At 64.9% G+C, this 16,197-nt stretch carries 19 protein-coding genes; 11 read left to right on the plus strand and 8 right to left on the minus strand.

What is annotated here, in order from left to right; genetic code table 11:
- The first annotated feature begins 2 nt into the window (after positions 1-2).
- Positions 3-620 (plus strand): glutathione S-transferase, encoded by a 618-nt coding sequence (locus tag ACZ5ZH_RS10750; protein ID WP_464771502.1) that lies wholly within the window; start codon positions 3-5, stop codon positions 618-620.
- Here the strand turns inward: ACZ5ZH_RS10750 and metW are convergent.
- Positions 617-1,210, minus strand: coding sequence for a methionine biosynthesis protein MetW (metW, locus tag ACZ5ZH_RS10755; RefSeq protein ID WP_196224833.1), 594 nt, complete (start codon positions 1,208-1,210; stop codon positions 617-619). The two genes, ACZ5ZH_RS10750 and metW, sit on opposite strands and share 4 nt — an antisense overlap.
- Positions 1,207-2,343, minus strand: a complete 1,137-nt coding sequence (gene metX, locus ACZ5ZH_RS10760) for a homoserine O-acetyltransferase MetX (RefSeq protein ID WP_464771503.1) — start codon at positions 2,341-2,343, stop codon at positions 1,207-1,209. Before metX ends, metW begins: the two co-directional genes overlap by 4 nt.
- Positions 2,344-2,409: 66 nt before the next feature.
- On the opposite strand from metX, the gene ACZ5ZH_RS10765 reads away from it, so the two are divergent.
- From ACZ5ZH_RS10765 to ACZ5ZH_RS10775, 3 genes are read left to right on the plus strand one after another with little or no spacing between them, the layout of a single operon-like run.
- The gene (locus ACZ5ZH_RS10765; protein ID WP_464771504.1) at positions 2,410-3,357 is read left to right on the plus strand and encodes a 2-hydroxyacid dehydrogenase; all 948 of its coding nucleotides are present in this window, start codon (positions 2,410-2,412) and stop codon (positions 3,355-3,357) included.
- Positions 3,358-3,398: 41 nt separating this feature from the next.
- Positions 3,399-4,496, plus strand: a complete 1,098-nt coding sequence (hisC, locus tag ACZ5ZH_RS10770) for a histidinol-phosphate transaminase (RefSeq protein WP_464771505.1) — start codon at positions 3,399-3,401, stop codon at positions 4,494-4,496.
- Positions 4,497-4,499: 3 nt separating this feature from the next.
- Complete coding sequence (locus ACZ5ZH_RS10775) at positions 4,500-5,405, plus strand: prephenate/arogenate dehydrogenase family protein (protein ID WP_464771506.1); 906 nt, start codon at positions 4,500-4,502, stop codon at positions 5,403-5,405.
- A gap of 178 nt (positions 5,406-5,583) precedes the next feature.
- On the opposite strand, the gene ACZ5ZH_RS10780 is transcribed toward ACZ5ZH_RS10775, so the two are convergent.
- From ACZ5ZH_RS10780 to ftsE, 4 genes are read right to left on the minus strand one after another with little or no spacing between them, the layout of a single operon-like run.
- Positions 5,584-6,312 (minus strand): lysophospholipid acyltransferase family protein, encoded by a 729-nt coding sequence (locus ACZ5ZH_RS10780; protein ID WP_464771507.1) that lies wholly within the window; start codon positions 6,310-6,312, stop codon positions 5,584-5,586.
- Positions 6,313-6,323: 11 nt separating this feature from the next.
- Positions 6,324-6,854 carry a YdcF family protein gene (locus ACZ5ZH_RS10785; protein WP_464771508.1) on the minus strand — a complete coding sequence of 177 codons (531 nt, stop codon included), beginning with the start codon at positions 6,852-6,854 and terminating at the stop codon, positions 6,324-6,326.
- The gene (locus ACZ5ZH_RS10790) at positions 6,851-7,753 is read right to left on the minus strand and encodes a cell division protein FtsX (protein ID WP_464771509.1); all 903 of its coding nucleotides are present in this window, start codon (positions 7,751-7,753) and stop codon (positions 6,851-6,853) included. Before ACZ5ZH_RS10790 ends, ACZ5ZH_RS10785 begins: the two co-directional genes overlap by 4 nt.
- The gene (gene ftsE / locus ACZ5ZH_RS10795) at positions 7,750-8,466 is read right to left on the minus strand and encodes a cell division ATP-binding protein FtsE (RefSeq protein ID WP_464772639.1); all 717 of its coding nucleotides are present in this window, start codon (positions 8,464-8,466) and stop codon (positions 7,750-7,752) included. Before ftsE ends, ACZ5ZH_RS10790 begins: the two co-directional genes overlap by 4 nt.
- A 170-nt stretch (positions 8,467-8,636) precedes the next feature.
- Here ftsE and ACZ5ZH_RS10800 point away from each other — a divergent pair, with 170 nt between their 5' ends.
- Positions 8,637-9,467 (plus strand): MJ0042-type zinc finger domain-containing protein, encoded by an 831-nt coding sequence (locus ACZ5ZH_RS10800; RefSeq protein WP_464771510.1) that lies wholly within the window; start codon positions 8,637-8,639, stop codon positions 9,465-9,467.
- 119 nt (positions 9,468-9,586) lie between these two features.
- Here the strand turns inward: ACZ5ZH_RS10800 and ACZ5ZH_RS10805 are convergent, their stop codons facing one another.
- On the minus strand, positions 9,587-10,492 hold the full coding sequence (locus tag ACZ5ZH_RS10805; RefSeq protein ID WP_464771511.1) for a pirin family protein: 906 nt from the start codon (positions 10,490-10,492) through the stop codon (positions 9,587-9,589).
- A gap of 14 nt (positions 10,493-10,506) precedes the next feature.
- Positions 10,507-10,794, minus strand: coding sequence for a BolA family protein (locus ACZ5ZH_RS10810; protein WP_449474457.1), 288 nt, complete (start codon positions 10,792-10,794; stop codon positions 10,507-10,509).
- 44 nt (positions 10,795-10,838) lie between these two features.
- Here ACZ5ZH_RS10810 and ACZ5ZH_RS10815 point away from each other — a divergent pair, with 44 nt between their 5' ends.
- From ACZ5ZH_RS10815 to ACZ5ZH_RS10840, 6 genes are all read left to right on the plus strand, one after another.
- Positions 10,839-11,456, plus strand: a complete 618-nt coding sequence (locus ACZ5ZH_RS10815) for a DnaJ domain-containing protein (RefSeq protein WP_464771512.1) — start codon at positions 10,839-10,841, stop codon at positions 11,454-11,456.
- Between the two features lie 88 nt (positions 11,457-11,544).
- Entirely contained in the window at positions 11,545-12,552 is a 1,008-nt protein-coding gene (gene cobS / locus ACZ5ZH_RS10820) for a cobaltochelatase subunit CobS (RefSeq protein WP_449474459.1), read from the plus strand.
- 4 nt (positions 12,553-12,556) lie between these two features.
- The gene (locus ACZ5ZH_RS10825; RefSeq protein ID WP_460987001.1) at positions 12,557-12,976 is read left to right on the plus strand and encodes an OsmC family protein; all 420 of its coding nucleotides are present in this window, start codon (positions 12,557-12,559) and stop codon (positions 12,974-12,976) included.
- The gene (locus ACZ5ZH_RS10830; RefSeq protein ID WP_464771513.1) at positions 12,973-13,758 is read left to right on the plus strand and encodes a tyrosine-protein phosphatase; all 786 of its coding nucleotides are present in this window, start codon (positions 12,973-12,975) and stop codon (positions 13,756-13,758) included. The genes ACZ5ZH_RS10825 and ACZ5ZH_RS10830 overlap by 4 nt, the downstream gene beginning before the upstream one ends.
- Positions 13,758-15,584 (plus strand): cobaltochelatase subunit CobT, encoded by a 1,827-nt coding sequence (cobT, locus tag ACZ5ZH_RS10835; protein ID WP_464771514.1) that lies wholly within the window; start codon positions 13,758-13,760, stop codon positions 15,582-15,584. The genes ACZ5ZH_RS10830 and cobT overlap by 1 nt, the downstream gene beginning before the upstream one ends.
- A 109-nt stretch (positions 15,585-15,693) precedes the next feature.
- Positions 15,694-16,164: a GreA/GreB family elongation factor gene (locus ACZ5ZH_RS10840; RefSeq protein WP_464771515.1), complete on the plus strand. Its 471-nt coding sequence runs from the start codon at positions 15,694-15,696 to the stop codon at positions 16,162-16,164.
- The last annotated feature ends 33 nt before the right edge of the window (positions 16,165-16,197 follow it).

Genomic DNA, 16,197 nt, shown 5'->3' on the forward strand with positions numbered 1-16,197 from the left:
GGATGAGCGCCATCCTCTACAGTTTCCGGCGCTGCCCCTATGCCATGCGGGCGCGGATGGCGCTGATCATCAGCGGGCAGCAGGTGGAGTTGCGCGAGGTCGTTTTGCGCGACAAGCCTGCCGCGATGCTGACGCTGTCACCCAAGGGGACGGTGCCGGTGCTGGCGTTACCCGGCGGCGACGTGATTGACGAGAGCCTGGATATCATGCGCTGGGCGCTTCGCCTGGATGATCCGGAGGGTTGGCTCGACGGGGATGACGCGGCGCTGATCGCCGCCAATGACGGGCCGTTCAAGCAACATCTCGACCGCTACAAATATGCGACGCGCCATGGGTCGGACCCGCTGGAACATCGCGCCGCAGGGATGGCATGGCTGGGCGAACTGGAAGCGCGGCTGGAGAGCAGTGCTTTCCTGTGTGGCGAGCGCAGGATGCTGGCCGACATCGCGATCTTTCCGTTTGTGCGGCAGTTTGCGGCGGCTGATCAGGCGTGGTTTGACGCACAGCCCGTGCCGCGCGTGCAGGCATGGTTGCGCGCTTTGATCGGGTCGGAATTGTTTGACCGCGCCATGACGCGCAGAGCTGCATGGCAGCCGGATGACGCGGCGGTTTTTCTTTAGCGGCGCAGCAGGAAGACAGCGTGTTCGGCGAACAGGTTGGCGTTCGCGTGGGTGGTTTCCTTGTCGCCCTTCAGGAACCATTGACCATCGATCGTCCAGCCGCGATCCTTCACCAGCGCGCGGAAATCATCGACGGTGACATGGTGGATGTTGAGCGTGTCATACCATGTATCGGGCAGCAGTCGCGTTACCGGCATGCGCCCGCCCCACATCAGCGACAATCGTCCCCTCCAATGGGCGAAATTGGGGAAGGACACGAAGGCCTGGCGGCCGATGCGCAGCAGTTCCTCCACGACCAGGTCCGGGCGGCGCGTGGTCTGTAGCGTCTGGCTGAGGATCGCATAGTCGAAGCTGGCGTCGGGATAATAGGCAAGGTCGGTGTCGGCGTCGCCCTGCACGACCGAGAGGCCCCGGCCGACGGCGGCGGCGACATTGCCCGCGTCCAGTTCCAGCCCGCGCGCATCCACCTGTTTCGTGTCGCGCAGCGCCGCCATGAGCGCGCCGTCGCCGCAGCCGACGTCCAGCACGCGCGCGCCCGGCGTTACGGTGCGAGCGATCAGGGCGAGGTCCGGCCGAAGCGTCTCGCTCACGCGCGGCCGCCCTTGAGGAAGCCATCGACGACGCGGTTCAGTTCCGGGCATTCCAGCAGGAACGCGTCGTGGCCGAAGGGGCTGGATAGCTCAACGAAGCTGGCCTGCGCACCGCTGGCATTGAGGGCGTGGACGATGATGCGGGATTCGGCGGTGGGATAGAGCCAGTCGGTGTCGAAGCTCACGAGGCAGAAGCGGGCTTTGGACTGGGCGAAGGCGGTGGCGAGGCTGCCGCCATGATCCTCCGCAATGTCATAATAGTCCATGGCGCGGGTGATGTAGAGATAGGAGTTGGCGTCGAACCGCTCGACGAAGCTCAGGCCCTGGTGGCGCAGATAGCTTTCGACCTGGAAGTCAGCGTCGAAGCCAAAGGTCTTGGCATCGCGCCCTTGCAGGCGGCGGCCGAATTTCTCGGTCAAGCCCGCTTCGGACAGATAGGTGATGTGCGCGGCCATGCGTGCGACAGCAAGGCCCGCGCTCGGCACCTGGGCGTCGGCATAATAGTCGCCGCCGCGCCAGTTGGGATCGGCCATGATCGCCTGACGCCCGACTTCGTGAAAGGCGATGTTCTGGGCGCTGTGGCGAGCGGTCGAGGCGATGACGATGCAGCTTTCGACGCGATCGGGGAAGATGGTCGGCCAGCTAAGCGCCTGCATGCCGCCCATGGAGCCGCCGATGACGGCAGAGAGGCGATTTACGCCCAGATGGTCAAGCAGCAGCGCTTGGGCGCGCACCATGTCGGCGATGGTCAGCACCGGGAAGCGCATCGCATAGGGCGCATTGCTCGACGGATCGACGCTGGCGGGGCCGCTGGACCCCATGCAGCTGCCGATGACGTTGGCGCAGACGATGAAATGGCGCGCGGGGTCGATGGGTTTTCCTTCGCCCACCATGCGCCACCACCAGCCGGGCTTACCTGTGACGGGATGGTCGGACGCCACATATTGGTCGCCGGTCAGCGCGTGGCAGATGAGGATGACGTTCGACTTGTCCGCGTTCATCCGCCCATAGGTTTCATAGGCGATATCGACCGGTGCAAGGGCCGCGCCGCTGTCCAGCCGCAGGGGGCCGGACAGGCGGACCTGGCGGCGGAGGCCGAAACGGCTGTCGTCGGTGAAGGAGGCGCTGGCCATGGTGCAAGCGGGCTAGGACCGTGGAGGGGTGCTGTCAATCGGGTGGGGATGGGCTAGGACGAGGACATGAGCCAGCCCCGCATTCCGATCGTCATTTATGGCCCCCTGTCCTCCTATCTGGAAGAGCAGTTGAAGGCCCGATTCATCGTGCATGAGTTGGCGGCGGCTGCCGATCCGGACGCGCTGCCCGAGGCGGTGCGGGAGGCGCGGGCGCTGGTGTCGTTCGGGGCGGTCGGCGCTTCTGCCGCGATCATGGATGCGCTGCCGAGGCTGGAGATGATCGGGCTGTTTTCGGTTGGCTATGACAAGGTCGATGTCGCGCATGCCAAGGCGAAGGGCATCAAGGTCAGCAACACGCCCGACGTGCTGACCGACGATGTGGCCGATCTGGCGGTAGGCCTGCTTTATGCGACCGTGCGCAATATTGCTGCCAACGATCGGATGGTGCGGTCTGGCAGCTGGGCGCGGGGTGGCACGGCGCCGTTGAGCGGCAGCGTAACGGGGCGCAGGATCGGGATATTGGGACTGGGCCGGATCGGGCGGGCGATCGCGCGGCGGCTGGAGCCGATGGCAAGCGAGATCATTTATCATAACCGCAGACCTGCACCGGACGCCCCCTATCGCTATGTGGCCGACCGCATCGCCTTCGCGCGAGAGAGCGAGGCGATGATCGTCGCGACATCGGGCGGGCCGGAAGCGCACGGGCTGGTCGATGCGGCGATGCTGGAGGCGCTGGGGCCGCAGGGCGTGCTGATCAACATCAGCCGGGGGAGCGTCATCGATGAGGACGCGCTGGTCGCGGCGCTGGCGGAAGGTCGGGTCGGTGGTGCCGGGCTGGACGTGTTCGCGCAGGAGCCGCACGTGCCCGAGACTTTGTTCGCCATGGATAATGTCGTGCTGCAACCGCATCAGGGTAGCGCCACGGTGAACACGCGCAAGGCGATGGCCGACCTGGTGCTCGCCAATCTGGACGCGTGGGCGGCGGGCAAGCCGCTGGTGACGCCGGTCATCTAGCAGCGCTTTGCCTTTGCCGCCGATGGCGCTAAAGCCCGGCCATGACGAAACCTGCTCCCAAGGAATGGATTCTGGGCATTTCGCCCTATGTGCCGGGTAAGGCAGCGGCCGATGATGGACGCCCGCTGATCAAGCTCAGCGCGAATGAAAACCCGCTGGGCACCGGCGCGGCCGCACGGGCGGCGCTGGTCGCGGCGACGGCAGACCTTGCGACCTATCCCGATCCCGGCGCGACGAAGATGCGCGAGGCGATCGCGGCGGTGCATGGCCTTGATCCCGCTCGGGTGATCTACGGCACCGGATCGGACGAGTTGCTGCACATTGCGGCGAGCGCCTATGCAGGGCCGGGGGACGAGATACTTTACGTCCATTACGGCTTTTCGGTTTACGACATCGCCGCGCGGCGGGTCGGCGCGACCCCGGTGATCGCGCCGGACAAGGATTATGCGACCGATGTGGACGCGCTGCTCGCCTGCGTGACGGAAAAGACCAAGGTCGTTTTCCTGGCCAATCCCAACAATCCCACGGGCACCATGACGCCGCGCGAGGATATTGCGCGGCTGCACGCGGCGCTGCGGACGGACATTTTGTTCGTGCTGGATCAGGCCTATGCCGAATATCTGGACCCGCAAGAAGATGATGGCGGGCTGGAGCTGGCGAAGAACGCCGCCAATGTGCTGGTAACCCGCACCTTCTCCAAAATCTACGGCCTCGCCGCTGAGCGGATTGGATGGGGCTATGCCAGCGCGGAGATCATCGACGCGTTGCACCGCATCCGCGCGCCGTTCAATGTCACCACAGCCGGACAGGCGGCGGCGATCGCGGCGGTGAAGGATCAGGCATGGGTGGATGCCAGCCGGGCGCACAATCGCACATGGCGGGCCTGGCTGACCGATGAGGTTGCTTCGCTGTCCAACCATGGGCTGCGGGCGGTGCCGAGCAAGGCCAATTTTCTGCTGATCCTGTTCAACGGCAAGCTGACCGCCGAGGCGGCGATGAAGGGGCTGTGGGACGAAGGTTTCGCGACGCGCTGGCTGCCGGGCCAGGGGCTGCCCAATGGCCTGCGCATCACCATCGGCACCGAAGAGCAGGTGCGCGCGGTCGCGGCGAAGCTGCGGGCGATGGCGGAGGCGGCCTGAACCATGCTGCCATTTGCTCGCGTCACCATCATCGGCCTTGGCCTGATCGGCTCATCCCTCGCGCGGGCTATCCGCGAATATATGCCGACGGTTCGGGTGACGGGGCATGATGCCGATCCAAATGTGCGGCAGATCGCGCGGGCTATCGACCTGTGCGACGATGTAACCGACACGGCGGGCGCGAGCGTGACCGACGCCGACCTGGTCGTGCTGTGCGTGCCGGTGCGGGCCATGGGCGTGGCGGCAGAAGAGATTGCGGACGATCTGCCCGCCGATGCGATCGTGAGCGATGTGGGATCATGCAAGGCCGATGTGCTGGCGCAACTGAACGCGGCCCTGCCCGGACGCGTCATCATCCCCGCACACCCGGTCGCCGGGACCGAGAATAGCGGGCCTGAAGCGGGTTTCGCCAGCCTGTTCCAGGGCCGCTGGTGCATCATTACGCCGCCTGCCGGAGCCGATCCGGCGGCGGTCGAGCGCATTTCCGAACTATGGCATCGCGTCGGCGCGGATGTCGAGACGATGGACCCGCAGCATCATGACCTGGTGCTGGCGGTGACGAGCCATCTGCCGCACCTTATCGCCTACACCATCGTCGGCACGGCGAGCGATCTGGAGGATGTGACCCAGTCCGAGGTCATCAAATATTCCGCTGGCGGTTTTCGCGATTTCACCCGCATCGCGGCGTCCGATCCCACCATGTGGCGCGACGTGTTCCTGGCGAACAAGGACGCTGTGCTGGAAATGCTACAGCGTTTCTCCGAGGACTTGTCGGCTTTGCAGCGGGCGATCCGGTGGAATGATGGGGACACATTGTTCAACCTGTTCACCAAGACGCGGGCCATCCGCCGGTCGATCATCGAACAGGGGCAGGACGATCCCAAGCCAGATTTCGGGCGGCGTCACTAGGACCGATCTTCTTACACGGAAGCATCGGCATTAAGGCTGATTTTCCGTCACCCCGGACTTGATCCGGGGTCCCACTGCCTCGGCAGCGTCAGAAAAGAAGCGGGACCCCGGATCAAGTCCGGGGTGACGATCACTCGAATATGATCATGCTCTAAGGCTTCGCGCCTTTTATCCGGGATCACTCGACCGCGTTTGGGTTGAGCTTGTCAAAGGCATGCGCGGGATTCAGCGCGTTGATCGCGGCATGGACGCGGATTTCGGCGTCTCGGCGGTCCAGGCCGGTCGGGATCACTTCCCCGACCTTGTAGGTGATGACGCCCGCGCGCTTCAGGAATTTGCCGCGCGGGGAAAGGCGCCCGCTGTCGATCGCGATCGGAACGACGGGCAAAGCGAGGAGGGAATAAAGGCCCGCGAAGCCCGCACGCAACGGGGGCGTTTCGCCATGAGGGACGCGCGTGCCTTCTGGAAAGAGGCAGACGGCGCGGCCCTGATCGGTTGCGGCGCGGGCGGCGGCTCGCAGGGTCCGCAGGGCGCTGGCCCCGGCGGTGCGCTCGACCGGGATAAGGCCGTACAGCCTACCGATACGGCCCCACAAAGGAATGTCGAGCAGTTCGCGCTTGGCAGCGATGACCGGGCGATCGAAGATGCAGAGAAGGTCGATCGTTTCGAACATCGACTCATGCTTGACGATATAAAGATAGCTGCCGTGCGGCAGGTCGCCTTCGATCCGCACCTTTTGCCCGAGAATCCAGCGCGCGCAGAATCGGTGAAAGCGGCCCCATGCCGTCGCGACCACCGGAACCCCAGCAGGCCACGGCCATGCCACAGCCAGAGCAGCAAGAACCAACAGCAAGGAGCCGCTGTAGAATATCAGCGTGAAGACGAGCGAGCGCAGGGCGGTGATCATAAGGCCGTTCTTCAAATCCCGACGAGCGCGGCGGCGCGGCGGAGGAGATATTTATTATATTCCCGCATCAGCATCCTGAGGCTGGGTCGGCTGGGCACGGCGTCATAGACGATCGTCAGACTGCCCGGCACCGCCTGCCGCAACTCAAGCGCGGCGCGGCGCATGTGCCAGTCAGTCGTGATGAGGCGGACGGTGCGGAAGTCCCTGCGCTCCAGCCAATGGGCGGTTTCGATGGCGTTGGAGCGGGTGTCGATCGCTTCACGGCCCAAAGTTATGCAGCAGGAAAATAGGCGTTCGGGCCTTTCATATTGCGCCGCCAGCTCCGCCGGGCGGACGGAGCGATCGACGCCGGAGATCAGCATTCGCTTCGCCGCACCCTCTTCAAGCAGGGCAAGGCCACGGTCGATCCGGCCCGCGCCGCCCGTCAGCACGACGATGGCGTCTGTCGGGCGGCCATCGAGCGGTTGGGGCAGGAAAATCGCGAACCAGGCGAAACCCAATATCCAGGCGAGCAATGTCACCGCAAAGAGGCGGACGATCATAGCAACCGCCCTAGGGACCGCAGGACGGTCCACCGTGCGGCTAGCGTCGAGAGCAGGACGCCGCCTATGGGCAGGGTGGCAAGGATCAGCCAACTGCTCCACGGCAGGCTGATCGCCGCCAGCAGATCAGACCCGGTCGCCGCGAGCCGGGTGCCCAGCAGGATGATGACCAGCAACGCGGTGACGAAGCCCAGCAGGCCGCCGAACAGCGCGTCGAGGCCGATGCGCCGCTGAAATAGCCGGGCGATCTGCACATCGGTGGCGCCCATCAGGTGAAGTACGTCGATCGTGCCGCGATGGCTGTCATGCGCGGCGCGCGCGGCGAGCACGACGATGGCGGCAGTGGCAAGCGCCATTAGCAGAACGATGCCAGCGGCGAGGCCACCTAGCGCGGCAAGCAGGCTGCCGAGCGGCTGGAGGAAGGCGGCGTGGGGTTCGACGCGAATGTTCGGCGACAGGGTCGCGAGGACGCGGCCCAGCCGCTGCACCTTGGCCGCCGTCGCGCCGGGCGTCAGTTCGACATCTATCAGTGCCGGGATGGGCAGGTCGCCGCTCGCGGCATCCTGGCCCAGCCAGGGACGAATCTGGTCGGCGAGGGTCGCCGGATCGACCGGATGGACGGCGCGCACGTCAGCGGATTTGCGCAGCAGGCGGGCGGCGGCCCCGCTCAGCGCCTCGCGCCGGTCGGCATTGGCCTCCACAATCTGGACCGTGGCGCGTCCGGCGAGGTCGGCGCCGACCGACTGCACCGCCGCCGCAAGGCCAAGGCCGGAGGCGGCGGCAAGGACGGTCAGGAACATCATGATCGCGATCACCCAGGGCATCGGTCCGGCGACGCGGCCTTCGGGCAGCAGCCGGTGGCGGGCGGCAGCGGCGGCGCGGCGATCGGCTCCGGTCATGACGCGGCCATGCCTTGCGATCGGGGCGGGTAGCGCAGCGATCCGGTGGGATCGGACAGGCGGCCCTTGTCCAGCCGCATCATCTGCGCGCCTTCGACCTGACCGATCAGCGGCAGGTCGTGGGTCGCGACGACGATGGTGGTGCCGAGGCGATTGAGCGCTTCGAACAGGGTGAGCAGACGGCGGGCCATGTCGGCATCGACGTTGCCGGTGGGTTCGTCGGCGACAAGGATTTCGGGCCGGGCGATGACGGCGCGGGCGATGGCGACGCGCTGCTGCTCTCCGCCCGAGAGTGTCGCCGGGCGCGCCTGCCCCCGGTCACCAAGGCCGACCCAATTGAGCATCTCCGAGACCGAAGCGTCGATCTCGCTTTCCTCCATGCCCGCGACCCGCAGCGGCAGGGCGATATTGTCATAGGCGGACAGGTGCGCGACCAGCCGAAAGTCCTGAAAAACGACGCCGATGCGGCGGCGAAAGCCCGGCAGGCGCTTGCGGGGGAGCGTCACCACATCCTCTCCGAACAGCCGGATGACGCCGCGACTGGGGCGCTGGGCGAGGTAGAGGAGCTTCAGCAGCGACGTCTTGCCCGCGCCCGACGCGCCGGTCAGGAAATAGAAGCCGCCGCCATGCAGCGAGAAGCTGACGTCGGACAGCGTTTCGCTGTCCAGACCATAGCGCAGGCCGACATTTTCGAACTGGACGATCGCCGACATGTTTCGATGAATGCGCCCGCGCGCTCCCTGCTTCCCCTTGGGTACAGCCATGGCACAGCGGGCGGGCAGGCGTAAAGCGCCAAGCGCCATCATCCACCGAGTCGCGGCATCTTCGGCCTCCCCATTCAATGCCGCTTGCCCTCGAGTCCAAGCCATGGCTATGAAGCGTCATGATCCTGGTGTGTCCCAATTGCGCCACGCGCTATATTGTGCCGGACAGCGCCGTCGGCCCCGATGGCCGCCAGGTTCGCTGCGCCTCCTGCAAACATAGCTGGTTCCAGGAAGGTGCGGCTCTGCCGGTCAGGGAAAAGGCCGTGGAGATGGCGGAAGCGCCCGTCGCCGCCGAAGCGCGCCCTGCCCCACCGCCGCCTGTTGCCTCTGCTCCGCCTCCTCCTGCTGCGCCTGTCGAGGCTCCGGCGGAGCCCGCTCGGGCAGTAGAAGCGGTAGCTGCGCCGATACCCGAGCCAGTGGCAGTCGCGCCGAGCATGTCAGCAGCGCAGACCGATAATAGCGTCGATGACATTTACGGCCGGCACCGCGAGGAACCTGCGGAAAGCTACGCCGCGCCGGTCAGGCCGCGCCGCAATCGCCTGAAGCTGTGGACCTATGCGGCAGTGCTTTTCTGCCTTGCGGTTGGCGGCATCGGGGGCGCGCTCTGGTATTTCGGCACGCCAAGCTGGGCGGTCAATCTGGGCTTTGTTTCGGAAGAGGGCGATCCGGACCTGCTATTCTACCTGTCCAAGCCCGCTGAGCGGCGCAAGCTGCCGACCGGGGAGGAATATTTCGCCTTTGGCGCGCGGATCGTGAACAGCGGGAAGCAGACCTTGCCGGTGCCGCCGGTGCTGGTGCAGTTGCGTGATCAGCAGAACCGGCTGGTGTTCAGCTGGACGACGAAGGCGGATCGCACCAGCCTGAAGCCGGGCGAGGAAGCGTCGATCAACGAAAGCCGGATCGACATTCCGAAAAATGCCGAGAATTTGTCGCTGACCTTCGTTCAGTAAACGGCCAGCCTCGATTACCCCATTTCCGTTCGGGCTGAGCCTGTCGAAGCCCCTTCTTTTTCAAGAAAGTAAGCCCTTCGACAAGCTCAGGGCGAACGGTCATTGTGGGGCGGATGGTTTCACGGATAGCTCACCGTCTTGGGCCGCCCCTTCGGGATCGGGATGAATTCCTGATCATCGCCGGGGATCAGAGGGAAGCGCATCGCCTCCCAATCCTCGCGCGCCTGGTAGAGGCGATCGGTCGAGCAAGAGACGAAATTCCACCAGACATGGCGCGGCGTCTTGAACGCCTCGCCCCCGCAATAGATTACGCGGCCACCATCGACGCTCATCAACGCGGCGCGGGTGCCGGGGCGCAGGACGTAGAGCGTTTGGGGCAGCAGCGCTACGCCATCGAGCGCGGCGTCTCCCCCAGCGACATAGATGGCGCGCTCGTCCGCATCGGTGTCGATCGGCACGGTCCCGCCGGGTGACAGTTGAATGTCGGCATAGATGGTGTCGGCATAAGTCGTGACCGGCGACGTCGCGCCCCACAGGCTGCCCATGATCACGCGCGCGCCAGCTCGGCCGCAGTCGATGACGGGCAAGCCGCCCTCGCTGACATGTTCGAAGGCTGGCGCCATTTCCTCGATGCCATCCGGCAGGGCAAGCCATGTCTGAATGGCCGAGATTTTGGACTCGCGCACGCGGTCACTGTCGGGCGAGCGTTCAGAATGGACGATGCCGCTCCCGGCAGTCATCAAATTGACCGCGCCCGGTTCGATCAGTTGCTCGGTGCCGAGCGAGTCCCGGTGTACGAAGGCGCCCTCGAACATATAGGTGACGGTAGCGAGGTTGATGTGCGGGTGCGGGCGCACGTCGATGCCTTGGCCCGCGCCGATCTTTGCGGGTCCGGCCTGATCGAAGAAGATGAAGGGGCCGACCATCGTCCGGCCCGGCGCGGGCAGTGAACGATGGACGCGGAAGTCGCCCAGATCATGGGTGGTCGGGCTGACGGTCTGGATGACAAGTTCGTCGAGCGTCATGGATGCTCCCCTTTTCAGGCTTCGCCGGGCGCGCGGGCCTTGATCGCCAGCGCATGAACCTTGTCACGCAGCAGATCGGCGAGCGCAGCGTTGACCAGCCGCTGGCGGGCCACGCGGTTCTTGGCCGCGAATTCGGCCGAGACGATCTCCACCGTGAAATGGCTTTCGCCCGATCCGTCATGTCCCGCATGACCGCGATGCTTCTCGCTGTCATCGATCACGGCGAGATGCTCTGGCGACAGGGCGGCGCGCAGCCGCTGTTCGATTTCCGTGGCCACCGGGCCTTTCAGTTGGGTGCTCATCGCCCCTATATAGGCCCTTTGTTCCATCATGCATCAGGGCAATCTTGTCTACCGACCCGTACTCGACCCGCCGTTTCAACCGCTTCCATGGCCGCGTGGAAAGTGACCGCCCCTGCGCGGTCGATGGGTGCGCCGAGCCCGGAGAGTTTCGCGCTCCGCCGCTGGAGGGCGCGTCACCCAATCAGGAAGGCCCGCGCTGGCGCTGGCTGTGCCTCGATCATGTGCGCGAATTCAATCAGGGCTATAATTTCTTCACCGGCATGAGCCCCGACGAAATCGCCGCTGCCCAACGGCCCTTTGCGGGGTGGGAGCGGGAGACCCGCGCCTTTTCATCGAACGCCACCAGCCCACCGCCCAAATGGTCCGATTTTCAGGACCCGCTCGATGCGATCGGCGCCAAGTTCAAGGAGCGGGTGGCAAAAGCACGAGCCGACGCGCAGATGCGCGAGGACGGCAAATTCCTGTCCCATGAAGATCGCAAGGCGCTGTCTGTCATGGGTCTGCCCATCGATGCGGATCGCAAGGCGTTGCGACAGCGTTATACCGAGCTGCTGCGGCGCTATCATCCCGATCATAATGGAGGCGACCGTAGCCACGAAAGCGCATTGCAGGGCGTGATCGAAGCCTATGGGCTGCTGCGCAAGGCGGCTGCCTTCGCGTGAATGGGCAGGCCGCGCCGGATGGATTGGCCACTCGACACCGGCCTTCGCCATGGGTTACGGCGGAGGAGAGCGAATAGAAAGAAGAGCAATGACCGACATTCCCAACGTCCAGCCCGATACCCGATCAGAGACGCTGCTGGCTGCGCCCGACCGTGAGGTGGATGCGCGGGAAGTGTTCGGCATTGATGTCGATCTGAAAATCCCCGCCTTTTCCGAAGCGGACGAGCGGGTGCCGGATCTCGACCCCGCTTATGTGTTCGACCCGGACACCACGCTCGCGATTCTGGCGGGCTTTGCCTATAACCGGCGCGTCATGGTGCAGGGCTATCACGGCACCGGCAAGTCGAGCCATATCGAGCAGGTTGCGGCGCGGCTGCGCTGGCCCTGCATCCGCATCAACCTGGACGCGCATATCAGCCGTATCGACCTGGTCGGCCGTGATGCGATCGTGCTGCGCGACGGACAGCAGGTGACGGAATTCCGGGAGGGATTGCTGCCCTGGGCGTTGCAGCGCCCGGTAGCATTGGTGTTCGACGAGTATGACGCCGGGCGCCCCGATGTCATGTTCGTGATCCAGCGCGTACTGGAAACCGACGGCAAGATGACGCTACTCGACCAGAACCGCGTGATCCGGCCGAATCCGCATTTCCGGCTGTTCGCCACCGCCAATACCGTGGGTCTGGGCGACACGACCGGCCTCTATCATGGCACGCAGCAGATCAACCAGGGCCAGATGGACCGGTGGAATCTGGTGGTGACGCTGAACTATCTGCCTGCCGCGACCGAAGCGCAGATCGTCCTCGCCAAGTCGGGCGAGTACGACCATGAAGGCGGCCGCAAGGAAGTCGAGAATATGATCAAGGTGGCGGAATTGACCCGCCAAGGCTTCATCAATGGCGACATTTCGACCGTGATGAGCCCCCGCACCGTGATCAGCTGGGCGCAGAATGCGTTGATCTTCAAGAATATCGGCTTTGCCTTCCGCCTGTCCTTCCTCAACAAATGCGACGAGGCGGAACGGCCGCTGGTGGCGGAATATTATCAGCGCGTGTTCGGCAAGGACCTGCCCGAAAGCGTCGCCCACCGGGCGGCCTGACGCAATGATAGTCGTAGAGCGCATCGCGCCGGATGGCAGCGCGCACCGGGTCAACATCCGGGGCCATGAGCTGATCGTCGATATGACGCCGCCTGACGGGCATGATGCCGGACCTGATCCGCATGACCTGTATGATTCGGCATTGGGTGCGTGCAAGGCGATGACGATGCTCTGGTATGCGCAGCGCAAAGGCATCCCGGTCGAGGGCATCCATGTCGGCGTCATCCGTGATGCGAGTGAGGAACGGGACGGCATCTACCGGCTGACCACGCGCATCGCGCTCAGCGGGCCGTTGTCGCAGGAGCAGCATGATACGCTGATCGGCGTCGCCGCGCGCTGCCCGGTTCACAAGCTGATGAGCGAAGTCGAGACGCGGATCGAGACCATCGCCGTGCCGCCAGTTGGCGAGGGCGAACGGCCGTGACGGACACCAGCGCCCTGGCCGCTGATCAGCGCCGCCTGCCGTTGGAGCGCGCGTTCAACCTGCGCGATTTCGGCGGCTATGCGACGGCGGATGGGCGCGTCGTTCGTCGGGGCGCGCTTTTTCGGTCGGGGACGATGGCGTTGCTGAGCGATGCGGACGCTGCGCATCTGCGGTCGCTGGGCATCCGGGCGATCTGCGATTTCCGGCGGGGTAATGAGCGCAGCGCCGAACCCACGATCTGGCATGGGGCGGAGGTCGATTATTTCTGCCGCGATTATAGCGAGAGCAGCGGCGTTCTGGGCGAGATGCTGAAGCGAAAGGACGCGACCGCGCAGGACATGCGTGACGCGATGATCGCGCTGTATCGCGCCATTCCGGTGGACCACGCCGCATCCTATCGGGCGATGTTCGCGCAAATTGCCGCCGGACGCCTGCCGATCATTATCAACTGTTCGGCTGGCAAGGACCGCACCGGTGTTGGCGCGGCGCTGATCCTGGCGGCTTTGGGCGTGCCGCGTGAGACGATCGTCGAGGATTATCTGCTGACCAAAGAGCATGCCGATTGGCATTGGCTGCTGAACCAGCGCAATTCGCTGGTCGCGCGGGCATGGTCGACGCGCGCGGAGGCATTGGAACCCGTGCTGACCGTGGATGTGGCTTATCTGGACAGTCTGTTCGCAGAGATGGACGCCAACCATGGCGGGATCGAGGGGTATCTGGCCGGATCGCTTGGTATCGACGAGGCTGCGCACCGGACCTTGCGCGAAAGGCTGCTCGACTGATGGCGGAGCGGTCGCCTCTGGATGCTTTCAAGGACGTGCTGTCGGGCGCGGCCCGATCGATCGCCCGCGATGCCGAGGTGGAGGTAGGCTTCACCGCCGACGCGCCGCACATGGCGGGCAAGGCGATCAAGGTGCCGACTCCGGGCCGGAACCTGCCGCCCGATCAGGTGGCGCTCGCTCGCGGGTTTGCTGACGCGAATGCGCTGCGCCTGCGTCACCATAATCTGCGCATGCATACGGCCGCTGCGCCAGCCGACGCGACCGCGCGCGCGGTCTATGACGCGGTCGAGCAGGCGCGGGTGGAGGCGATTGGATCGCGGGCGATGGAAGGGGTGCGTGAAAACCTCAACCATGCGCTGGACTTGCGGCTGAAGTCGGACCCGCTGCGCCGCGCGCGATCCGCCGATGAAGTGCCGCTTTCGACTGCGCTGGCGTTGAAGGTGCGCGAGCGATTGACGGGCCAGCCCGTCCCCAAGGATGCCATCACCGGCATGGCGATGGTCGATGCGTGGATCGAGGAGAAGGCGGGCGCCGATCTCGATGCGTTGGGCCTCGCCATCGACGATCAGCGCGCCTTTCAGAAGCTGGCGCAGGCGATGCTCGAACATCTGCAACTCGTTGAAAGCGATATGCCGCCTCAAACCGAGGAGGAGGAGCCGCAGGACGAAGGCGAGGACGAAGAGGAACAGCAGCAAGAAGGCGACTCCGGCGAGGAGGAGGCTGGCGACAGCGACATGAACGCCGAGGCGCGCGCCGAGGATCAGGGCGGCGACACCGAGGAAGGCGAAACCGAATATAGCGACGATTTCGACGCCGACAGCGATGAAGGCGCCGACGAGATGGGCGATGAGGGCATGATGCCCGTCCGCCCCAACCGGCCGATGTCCGACTTGCCGCCCGGATTCGACTATAAGCCCTATACGGTCGCGCATGACGAGGTGGTGACCGCTGAGGATTTGTGCGACGAGGATGAGCTGAACCGCCTGCGTGGTTTTCTCGACCAGCAGCTCGTCAGCTTGCAGGGCGCGGTGACGAAACTCGCCAACCGGCTGCAACGGCGGTTGATGGCGCAGCAGTCGCGGTCGTGGGACTTCGATCAGGAGGAAGGGATGCTCGATGCAGCGCGGCTGGCGCGCATTGTCATCGATCCCACCCGGTCGCTTTCCTACAAGATCGAGCGGGATACCGAGTTTCGCGATACGGTCGTCACGCTGCTGATCGACAATAGTGGTTCGATGCGCGGGCGGCCGATCAGCATCGCCGCGATCAGCGCAGACATCATGGCGCGCACGCTGGAACGCTGTGGCGTCAAGACGGAGATATTGGGCTTCACCACGCGCGCCTGGAAGGGTGGGCAGAGCCGGGAGGCTTGGCTGGCCGCCGGGCGGCCGCCGATGCCGGGGCGTCTCAATGACCTGCGGCACATCATCTACAAGAAGGCCGACGAGCCGTGGCGCCGGGCGCGGCGGAATCTGGGCCTGATGATGCGCGAGGGGCTGCTGAAGGAGAATATCGACGGCGAGGCATTGCTGTGGGCGCATCAACGTCTGATCGCGCGCAATGAGGAACGCCGTATCCTGATGGTGATTTCCGACGGTGCGCCGGTCGATGACTCCACCCTGTCGGTGAACAGCGGCACCTATCTGGAGCGCCATCTGCGTCAGGTGATCGAGTGGATCGAAAACCGGTCGCCCGTGCAGCTCGTGGCGATCGGCATCGGTCATGACGTCACCCGCTATTATCGGCGAGCTGTGACCATCATGGATGCCGAACAGCTTGGCGGGACGATGGTGGAGCAGTTGGCCGGGCTGTTCGACGAAGATTAGGCCGAGACTGTGTCGGCCTGGTCATCTGAACCCAGCCTTCCCTTGAAAAGAAGATCGGCGATCTCGACCTTGGGACAGGGGTGGGCAGGCGTTTGTTGAGGAGTGTGCCATGAGTGTCGCCTTTCGCCGCGAGAGCGACGAGGAGCATCTGGAGCCGACGTTCGAGATTCCGATTCCACCTGGCCCCAATTGGGTAACGACGCGCGGACTGCGGCTGACGCGCGAGAAGGTCGAGGCGCTGGAAGCAATCGATGCGGCGGCCATGGCTGAAGAGGAAGCGAAGAAGCATAAGCGCGAGCTGCGCTACTGGCGTACGCGGCTGGCGACGGCGCATCTTCAGCCAGCGGCGGCGGGGGACGCGGTGACCTTTGGTTCGCGCGTGACGTACCGGCTGAATGGCGCGGAAAAGCGGATCGACATTGTGGGCGATGACGAGGCGGCACCGGCGGAGGGGCGGATCGCCTTCACCGCACCGCTTGCGCGCGCGATGATGGATGCGGAAGTGGATGAGACAATCGACTTCGCCGGCAAGCCGGGCGCGATCACCATCGTGGCCATCGAAACGATCGACGGAGAATAGCCCCGGTCATCCGATGTCTTGCAATAGAAAAGC

It is taken from the genome of Sphingobium sp. TomMM7A, assembly GCF_055397305.1.

Excerpts from the sequence above, each read along its gene's own strand:
- ACZ5ZH_RS10750 (WP_464771502.1), top strand. The coding sequence starts at position 3 with ATGAGCGCCATCCTCTACAGTTTCCGGCGCTGCCCCTATGCCATGCGG.
- metX (WP_464771503.1), bottom strand. The coding sequence starts at position 2,343 with ATGGCCAGCGCCTCCTTCACCGACGACAGCCGTTTCGGCCTCCGCCGC.
- ACZ5ZH_RS10765 (WP_464771504.1), top strand. The coding sequence starts at position 2,410 with ATGAGCCAGCCCCGCATTCCGATCGTCATTTATGGCCCCCTGTCCTCC.
- hisC (WP_464771505.1), top strand. The coding sequence starts at position 3,399 with ATGACGAAACCTGCTCCCAAGGAATGGATTCTGGGCATTTCGCCCTAT.
- ACZ5ZH_RS10775 (WP_464771506.1), top strand. The coding sequence starts at position 4,500 with ATGCTGCCATTTGCTCGCGTCACCATCATCGGCCTTGGCCTGATCGGC.
- ACZ5ZH_RS10780 (WP_464771507.1), bottom strand. The coding sequence starts at position 6,312 with ATGATCACCGCCCTGCGCTCGCTCGTCTTCACGCTGATATTCTACAGC.
- ACZ5ZH_RS10785 (WP_464771508.1), bottom strand. The coding sequence starts at position 6,854 with ATGATCGTCCGCCTCTTTGCGGTGACATTGCTCGCCTGGATATTGGGT.
- ACZ5ZH_RS10790 (WP_464771509.1), bottom strand. The coding sequence starts at position 7,753 with ATGACCGGAGCCGATCGCCGCGCCGCCGCTGCCGCCCGCCACCGGCTG.
- ftsE (WP_464772639.1), bottom strand. The coding sequence starts at position 8,466 with ATGTCGGCGATCGTCCAGTTCGAAAATGTCGGCCTGCGCTATGGTCTG.
- ACZ5ZH_RS10800 (WP_464771510.1), top strand. The coding sequence starts at position 8,637 with ATGATCCTGGTGTGTCCCAATTGCGCCACGCGCTATATTGTGCCGGAC.
- ACZ5ZH_RS10805 (WP_464771511.1), bottom strand. The coding sequence starts at position 10,492 with ATGACGCTCGACGAACTTGTCATCCAGACCGTCAGCCCGACCACCCAT.
- ACZ5ZH_RS10810 (WP_449474457.1), bottom strand. The coding sequence starts at position 10,794 with ATGAGCACCCAACTGAAAGGCCCGGTGGCCACGGAAATCGAACAGCGG.
- cobS (WP_449474459.1), top strand. The coding sequence starts at position 11,545 with ATGACCGACATTCCCAACGTCCAGCCCGATACCCGATCAGAGACGCTG.
- ACZ5ZH_RS10825 (WP_460987001.1), top strand. The coding sequence starts at position 12,557 with ATGATAGTCGTAGAGCGCATCGCGCCGGATGGCAGCGCGCACCGGGTC.
- cobT (WP_464771514.1), top strand. The coding sequence starts at position 13,758 with ATGGCGGAGCGGTCGCCTCTGGATGCTTTCAAGGACGTGCTGTCGGGC.
- ACZ5ZH_RS10840 (WP_464771515.1), top strand. The coding sequence starts at position 15,694 with ATGAGTGTCGCCTTTCGCCGCGAGAGCGACGAGGAGCATCTGGAGCCG.